Below are 7,130 nucleotides of genomic sequence, written 5' to 3'. Positions count from 1 at the left end.
CGTGGTGCATGTCGATCTCGACAACGTCTACGACCCGGACCCGGCTCAGCAGGACATCAACCTCGGCAAACTGGTGCAGCGCGTGGCTGACCTCGGCGCCAGCACGGTGTTCCTGCAAGCCTTCGCCGATCCCAAGGGCGATGGTCTGGTGCATTCACTGTACTTCCCCAACCGTCACTTGCCGATGCGCGCCGACCTGTTCGACCGCGTCGCCTGGCAACTGCGCACCCGTGCCCATGTGAAAGTCTTTGCATGGATGCCGGTGCTGAGTTTCGAACTGGATTCGAAACTGCCGCGTGTAACCCGCTGGGACCCGAAAACCGCCATCACCTCGGTCGATCCGAAGCAGTACAAACGCCTGTCACCGTTCAATCCCGAAGTGCGCAAGATCATCGGTGAAATCTATGAAGACGTGGCGCGGCTGACCTCGGTCGATGGCATTCTCTACCACGACGATGTGGTGCTCTCGGATTTCGAAGACGCCAGCCCGGATGCTCTGAAGGCCTACGCCGCTCAAGGTCTGCCGGGTTCGATTGCCGCGCTGCGCGACGATCCGGCGGCGATGCAACGCTGGACGCGTTTCAAGAGCCGCTACCTGATCGACTTCACCAACGAACTGACCGCGAAGGTCCGTGCGATTCGCGGCCCGCAAGTGCTGACCGCACGCAACATTTTCGCCGAGCCGATGCTCAATCCTCAAAGCGAAGCGTGGTTCGCGCAGAACCTCGATGACTTCCTCGCCACCTACGACTGGACGGCGCCGATGGCCATGCCATTGATGGAAAAACAGACACTGGCCGAGTCCGGCCCGTGGCTGGAAGAACTGGTCGCCACGGTGAAGAAACGCCCCGGGGCACTCAACCGCACCGTGTTCGAATTGCAGGCGCGCGACTGGAACCAGAAGGATCAGGCCGATATCGATGCCGTGCATCTGGCGGACTGGATGGGCCGGCTCAAGCGCCAGGGCGCGACCAGTTTCGGTTACTACCCGGACAACTTCCTCGACAACCTGCCAGACCTGAAAACCGTAAGGCCTGCACTCTCCAACAAATGGAATCCATAACATGCTGGATAGACTGTTAGCCCTGCTTGTTCTGGCGATTGTCCTTGGCGTTCCGCTGGGGCTGATCTTCCTCGTGACCGGCCAGTTCCTGATGTCGTTCGTGTTCTTCTACCCGCTGTTCATGTCCGGGTTGTGGATCGCCGGCGGTCTGTATTTCTGGCTGCACTGGGAGCGCCACTGGCCATGGCAGGACGACACGCTGCCGCCGCCGCTGGAAGGCGAGCCGCTGATTTCGATCCTGATTCCTTGCTACAACGAAGGCGATAACGCTGCCGATACCATTTACGCGGCGCTGGCCCAGCACTACCCGAACATCGAAGTGATCGCGATCAACGACGGCTCCAAGGACAACACCGCCGAAGTGCTCGATGCGCTGGCCAAGGAAGATCCGCGACTGCGGGTTCTGCATCTGGCGGAAAACCAGGGCAAGGCGGTGGCCCTGCGCATGGGCGCGATCGCTGCGCGCAGCGAGTATCTGGTGTGCATCGATGGCGACGCCTTGCTGGCGCCGAACACTGCGGCTTATCTGGTCGCGCCGATGCTGGATAACGCACGTCTTGGCGCAGTGACCGGCAACCCGCGGATCCGCACGCGTTCGACCTTGATCGGGCGGGTGCAGGTCGGCGAGTTCTCCTCGATCATCGGGCTGATCAAACGTACGCAACGGGTGTTCGGGCGTATCTTTACCGTCTCCGGCGTGATCGTTGCGTTCCGCCGCACCGCGCTGAACCGGGTCGGCTACTGGAGCCCGGACATGATCACCGAAGACATCGACATCAGCTGGAAGCTGCAACTCGATCACTGGAGCATCTTTTACGAGCCGCGCGCGCTGTGCTGGATCCTCATGCCGGAAACCCTCGGTGGCCTGTGGAAGCAGCGTCTGCGCTGGGCTCAGGGCGGCGCCGAAGTGTTGTTCAAGAACATTCGCGGCATCTGGCAGTACCGCCATCGCTACCTGTGGCCGCTGCTGTTCGAATACTGCCTGTCCACCGGTTGGGCGTTCACTTTCCTGCTGTCGGTGATTTTCTGGGGCATGGGCAAGTTCATGGTCATGCCCGACGCGATCGCCGTCGATCACCTGATGCCGCCGGCCTTCACCGGTCTGTTGCTGGCGTTCGTCTGCCTGGTGCAGTTCGCTGTCAGCATCGTCATTGACCGGCGCTATGAGCCGGGTCTGGGCAAGACCATGTTCTGGGTGGTCTGGTATCCGCTGGTGTTCTGGCTCGTCAGTCTGCTGACCACCCTGGTCAGTTTCCCCAAGGTGTTGTTCAGCCAACACAAAAAACGCGCGCGCTGGGTCAGTCCTGATCGGGGTATCAAACCGCTGGGCGACGACCAGGAGGAAGTCATCAAATGAAAATTATCCGGACTCGCCAACGGCCCTTTCTGGTGGTGATCGACGTGATCCTCACCGTCCTGGCCTGGGTCGGCCTGCTGTTCCTGCTGGTACGCGGGTTATGGCCATTGATCGAAACCAGCGGCGGCCCGCGCATCGATCATTCGGCGTTCGATGCCTTGGGGACTCTGCAGGTTTATATGTGGGTGGCGCTGGTCAACGCGGTGATCCTGATCGGCTGGGCGCGTTACCAGCAACGCAAAAGCCGCAGCTTCGCCCAGCGCCGTTTGCCGTCACCGGTGATTGGCGATGAAGGTCTGAGCAAGAGTTTCAAGCTGTGCGACGAGCGTTTCCAGAAACTGCGCACGCCGGGGGTGATGACCATTCACAACGATCAGGACGGCGACATCAGCCATGTAGAAACGCATTTGTGGCCGCTTCAGCAGCAAGCACTGCCGGCGCCGCTGGCACCTTTGGAGCATCCACGGGTGATCTTTCTGCATGCCGAAGAAGACGACAGTCGCGAGCCGGTGAAACGCCTGACCTGAACTCCACACGGCCTGTGTAGGAGCTGCCGAAGGTCGTTGTCAGGCCTGGATCAGCGTCCAGGCCTCTTTCATCCGCAAAGGTTGCTTCATGCGCTCAGCCAGCAACGCCATTGCGCGTTGCTTGTCGCATGCCACCGCCGCGACGACGATGCCGTCTTTTGCAAACAGGCCAATGAACGGCGGCTGTTCCGGCTCACCGCTGAACTCGACCTCGTCCCATTCCTGCGCGTGACCGAGATAGTCGTAGTTCTTGCCAAAGTGGTAGGTCCAGAAAAACGGCACATCCAGATAATGTTCCTCGCCACCGAGCATGTTGGCCGCAGCGATGCGCGCGTGTTGCTGGGCCAGGCGCCAATGCTCAATGCGGGTTGGCTGGCCGTTCAACGGAAACGTGGCGATATCGCCGATGGCCCACAGGCCACCGCTGACGCGCATGCCGTCATCGACACGCAAGGATTGGTCTTCTTCCTTGGGCAATGATTCGAAAGGTTCAGTGGCCGGGTGAACGCCGACGCCGGCGAGAACCAGATCCGCTGCCAAGCGCAGACCGTTGTCGAGCAGCACGCCCTCGACCTTGTCCTCGCCAAAGATCTCCGTAGCCTCGTGTTCGCTGATGAACTTCACCCCGTGCTCTTCGTGCAACCCGCGAATCGCCTTGCCCACGGCCTCGCCGAATTGCTTGGCAAACGGGACTGCGTGGCGTGCCAGCACGGTGACGTCGAGGCCGAACTCGCGCAGGGCTGAGGCGCATTCGAGAGCAATAAAACTGTCGCCGATGATCACCGCGCGCTGGCCCGGTTGAGCGGCGTTGATGATCTGTTCAGCCTGTGCTTTCGAACGCAGGACGAAGACGTTGGCCAACTCGGCACCAGGCAGCTTCAACGGATTGGGCGCGCCACCGGTGGCGAGTACAGCGGCGTCGTAGCGCAGGATGCCGCCGTTGTTCAGATGCAGCGTTTTGCCTGGGGCGTCGAGTGAAGTTACTTCGCCTTGCACGCGCTCAATCCGTTGCGCTTGATAGAACGCCTCATCGCGTAGCGGCGGCACTTCTTTCGGTGACATCTCTCCAGCGAGAACAAATTTGCTCAACACCGTACGGTCGTAGCCGGCATCCGGTTCGCCGTCGACCAGCACGATGCGCCCGCCAAAACCCTTCTCCCGCAACGCCGCCGCGCAAGCCGTACCCGCCGCCCCGGCGCCGACCACCACGAACGTTCTTGGGTCGTCAGCGGGCGGGGTGTGCGGATCGGGCAACGACTGGTTATCGACCCAGACTTCATCGCCGCGCAACTCCAGCGGATAGCGCTTGAGACTGTCCAGCGATGGCGGCTCGCACAGGCCGCCGTCCTCGGCACGGTACGCGGCTTTGTGCCAGGGGCAGATCAACCTGCCGTGACACAACGCCCCCTCGGCCAACGGTGCGCCGGCATGTGGACACAGGCCCTGAAACGCCCGCAACTCGCCGTTGGCACGCAGCAGGACGATCTTGCAGTCGCCGATTTCCACTTGCAGGCCACGGTCTTGCGGGACATCGGCGAAACGGGCGACACGGTGCAGGGACATTTTCGGCTTCCTCGCAGGCATTTCTCTTGTGAGTTGGCGGCGCCGCGCGAGGTTCAGCCATTTGCTACTGCCAAGGCACGAACGGTACAGCTATAGTTTGCGGGCCGACGACGGCCTCACTGCACAAGGTGCTCCCGGAATGACCCGATTGACCTCTCTCAACCCATGGCTGGCGGCCATCGCCGTGACCCTTTGCGTGCAGTTCCCGGCACAGGCCCAGGAGCGCTTCACCCTGAGCATCCCCGGCGTGTCGGATAACCGTCTGTTCACCTCGGCAGCGGCAAGTGACGCACCCGGTTGCGGCGGCAAGAACCAGTCGCCGGCGCTGAGCTGGAACGCCGGCCCGGCCGGGACCCAGAGTTACGCCATCGTCATGCACGACCCGGATGGCCAGAAAGGCCTGGGCGTGGATCACTGGATTCACTACGGCATCAAACCCACCACCCACCAGATCGCGGCCGGCGTCGGTGCCAAATCCGCCCTCGAAGGCGTCGGCGGCACCAACAGCAAAGGCAACACCCATTACATGGGGCCATGCCCGCCAGTGGGCGACAGCGCCCATCACTACATCATCCAGATCTACGCCCTCGACCTCGCCCCGGACGCCCTGCCTGCAGGCCTGACCCGCGCCGAGCTGATGGAAAAAATCAAAGGCCATGTGCTGCGTAACAGCAGCGCGGTGCGGCGTTATCACCGCTGAGGTTCGGCCGCTCACGGGCGGCTGACTGCTCTGATTCCCCAGCCATTTGGCATTGCCCCGCGAAAACGCGCACTATCGAGCCATTGCCAATGCGCTGGAGGACACCGTGGCAGCAAAAATCGACCGCATCGCCCAGCTACTCAACTGCCCGGAAAAGGGCGAACAAATGCGGCGTGCAGTAACCGAGACACGTAAGGAATTTCTGCTGAATCAGCCGGAAGAAGACCTCGTTGAAGAAGACGAGGTATTTGACGAGGCTGAGGAGGAGGGGGATGACGACGATGAATATGATGAGTTTGACTGGACGACGGAGTGACGGCGTTCCAGCGACCTCGTCATTGCTCACAAAAAAGCCCCGGACCATCATAGTCCGGGGCTTTCTCGTATGATTCATGGTGCACCAGGCGGGATTCGAACCCACGACCCCTGCCTTCGGAGGGCAGTACTCTATCCAGCTGAGCTACTGGTGCAGCGGGCGACATCATACCTAGGTCGGCTCGGGGCGTCCATGCCGGGTTTGGCGGGTTTTGTCAGTGTGCGTGTCGGTGTAAATCGCTGCATTCCTTAAAGCGGTAACGTCCTGCAAAACCCTCGCTTGGCGCTTTGCCGGGGTTGATCTAAGGTTTTTCCTGCGGCACGGGTTTTCAGTACGTTGATCTGAAAAGCGGCATTTTTGTTCTTTTTTTCGAACGACCTATTGTCCTTTACCCCCTTTGAACCTACGATCCGTTTGAGATTTCAAACGCTCTTTGGCGGGATGTTGCAGCGCAAGTGCGCCCCGGTCGTGCACTATTGATGCGCCACAATCCGCTCACTGATTTCCCTGACGGCAGCCTTGCGAGGCGCCTTTCTACAATCATAATTTGCTCCGCGCAGGCCGCGGTGCTGTTAAGGAAAGCCGACATGCAGCTTAAAGACACCCAGTTGTTCCGCCAGCAAGCCTTCATCGATGGCGCTTGGGTCGATGCCGACAACGGTCAGACGATCAAGGTCAACAACCCGGCCACCGGCGAAATCCTCGGCACCGTGCCGAAGATGGGCGCCGCTGAAACCCGCCGTGCCATCGAGGCCGCCGACAAGGCGCTGCCGGCCTGGCGTGCGCTGACCGCCAAAGAGCGTGCCGGCAAGCTGCGTCGCTGGTTCGAACTGATGATCGAGAACCAGGACGACCTCGCGCGCCTGATGACCCTCGAGCAAGGCAAGCCGCTGGCCGAAGCCAAGGGCGAAATCGTTTACGCCGCATCGTTCATCGAGTGGTTCGCCGAAGAAGCCAAGCGCATCTACGGTGATGTGATTCCGGGCCATCAGCCGGACAAGCGCCTGATCGTCATCAAACAACCGATCGGCGTCACCGCCGCGATCACCCCGTGGAACTTCCCGGCGGCGATGATCACTCGCAAGGCCGGCCCAGCACTGGCCGCCGGTTGCACCATGGTGCTCAAGCCAGCATCGCAAACTCCATTTTCCGCTTTCGCCCTCGCCGAACTGGCTCAGCGCGCGGGCATTCCGGCGGGTGTGTTCAGCGTGGTGTCCGGCAGCGCCGGTGACATCGGCAGCGAGCTGACCAGCAACCCGATCGTGCGCAAACTGTCCTTCACCGGCTCGACCGAAATCGGTCGCCAGTTGATGGCCGAATGCGCCAAGGACATCAAGAAAGTCTCGCTGGAACTGGGCGGCAACGCGCCGTTCATCGTGTTCGACGACGCCGATCTGGATAAGGCCGTCGAAGGCGCGATCATTTCCAAATACCGCAACAACGGTCAGACCTGCGTCTGCGCCAACCGTCTGTACATTCAGGACGCGGTCTACGATGCGTTCGCCGAGAAGCTGAAAGTGGCTGTGGCCAAACTGAAGATCGGCAATGGTCTGGAAGATGGCACCACCACCGGTCCGCTGATCGACGAAAAAGCCGTGGCCAAG

General features: G+C 61.1%; 7 protein-coding genes and 1 tRNA gene. 6 read left to right on the top strand and 2 right to left on the bottom strand.

Going from position 1 to position 7,130, the window contains the following annotated elements:
• From pgaB to pgaD, 3 genes are all read left to right on the top strand, one after another.
• Window positions 1–1,063 (top strand): poly-beta-1,6-N-acetyl-D-glucosamine N-deacetylase PgaB (pgaB, locus tag OQK_RS09980; RefSeq protein ID WP_038860814.1); only part of this gene is annotated, 1,063 nt, incomplete at its 5' end.
• A 1-nt stretch (window position 1,064) separates the two neighbouring features.
• Window positions 1,065–2,420 carry a poly-beta-1,6-N-acetyl-D-glucosamine synthase gene (gene pgaC, locus OQK_RS09975; protein WP_016772256.1) on the top strand — a complete coding sequence of 452 codons (1,356 nt, stop codon included), beginning with the start codon at window positions 1,065–1,067 and terminating at the stop codon, window positions 2,418–2,420.
• Window positions 2,417–2,947, top strand: a complete 531-nt coding sequence (gene pgaD, locus OQK_RS09970; RefSeq protein WP_016772255.1) for a poly-beta-1,6-N-acetyl-D-glucosamine biosynthesis protein PgaD — start codon at window positions 2,417–2,419, stop codon at window positions 2,945–2,947. Before pgaC ends, pgaD begins: the two co-directional genes overlap by 4 nt.
• A 39-nt stretch (window positions 2,948–2,986) precedes the next feature.
• Here pgaD and OQK_RS09965 read toward each other — a convergent pair whose 3' ends face one another.
• Window positions 2,987–4,510, bottom strand: a complete 1,524-nt coding sequence (locus OQK_RS09965) for an FAD-dependent oxidoreductase (RefSeq protein WP_016772254.1) — start codon at window positions 4,508–4,510, stop codon at window positions 2,987–2,989.
• 139 nt (window positions 4,511–4,649) lie between these two features.
• Between OQK_RS09965 and OQK_RS09960 the strand changes: the two genes are divergently transcribed.
• Together OQK_RS09960 and OQK_RS09955 are read left to right on the top strand one after the other, a co-directional pair.
• Entirely contained in the window at window positions 4,650–5,210 is a 561-nt protein-coding gene (locus OQK_RS09960) for a YbhB/YbcL family Raf kinase inhibitor-like protein (protein ID WP_016772253.1), read from the top strand.
• A gap of 46 nt (window positions 5,211–5,256) precedes the next feature.
• Window positions 5,257–5,526: a hypothetical protein gene (locus OQK_RS09955; protein ID WP_016772252.1), complete on the top strand. Its 270-nt coding sequence runs from the start codon at window positions 5,257–5,259 to the stop codon at window positions 5,524–5,526.
• A gap of 77 nt (window positions 5,527–5,603) precedes the next feature.
• On the opposite strand, the gene OQK_RS09950 is transcribed toward OQK_RS09955, so the two are convergent.
• Window positions 5,604–5,680: transfer RNA gene (locus tag OQK_RS09950), tRNA-Arg, on the bottom strand.
• Between the two features lie 433 nt (window positions 5,681–6,113).
• Between OQK_RS09950 and OQK_RS09945 the strand changes: the two genes are divergently transcribed.
• Window positions 6,114–7,130 (top strand): aldehyde dehydrogenase family protein (locus OQK_RS09945; RefSeq protein ID WP_238537164.1); only part of this gene is annotated, 1,017 nt, incomplete at its 3' end.

Source organism: Pseudomonas sp. R62 (assembly GCF_000257605.1).
In the GTDB taxonomy this organism is placed as follows: Bacteria; Pseudomonadota; Gammaproteobacteria; order Pseudomonadales; family Pseudomonadaceae; genus Aquipseudomonas; species Aquipseudomonas atacamensis.
The sequence above is the reverse complement of the archived record's forward strand: the minus strand, read 5'-3'. Positions and strand labels throughout refer to the sequence as shown.